This window comes from Candidatus Termitispirillum reticulitermitis, assembly GCF_054655775.1.
The window spans coordinates 1-522 of the sequence record NZ_BAAIHG010000245.1 but is presented as its reverse complement, the minus strand read 5'-3'; the positions used below and the strand labels follow the sequence as shown (position 1 = coordinate 522).

General features: G+C 35.1%; 1 protein-coding gene. It reads right to left on the bottom strand.

The annotated features are described in order from the left end of the window. Nucleotides 1-22: 22 nt before the first annotated feature. Nucleotides 23-522, bottom strand: a 500-nt coding sequence (locus AC1MDJ_RS08565; protein ID WP_479690483.1) for a lysozyme inhibitor LprI family protein, incomplete at its 5' end; no start/stop codon positions are given.

The window sequence follows — 522 nt, the reverse complement described above, 5'->3', positions numbered from 1 at the left end:
TTTATGGTGCGAGTGGTCATTTCTAAAACTCTCCAAGTGGCATACAACTAGTCAAATCCTTTCCTTTATCTAACAGGCATTTGAAGTAGTCTATATTCTTTCTATAGCTATGTTTTAATCCCTCAGTATAGCTAAATTTTTGTTTAGTGCTATTCCATGCAAACTGCCTTGCCTTAATCCTTTCTAAATCTCTTGGTTTGTCTGCATACGCTTTAATAACTTGTCTATAAAGCTCATTTAACTGCAAATCCAACTTTGCTAGCCCCTTATTTGTGCATATTAACTCTTCTGCCCTATCCAATTTGCCACTATCCATATCACACTTGAAAGAGGTTTTATAGACAGTAACGGTAGTTATTAGCGTATTTAGCTTGTCAGTCAATATTCTAGCCTCCTGTTGGTCTTCCTCCAATGGAAATATCGTATAAGAAGAAAAGTTGTCACTATCCACAAACTTTTCAGCTATCAGCCCTTTTGAGGCATCAATAAATTTTGTTATATTATCAATCATATCAAAATGAG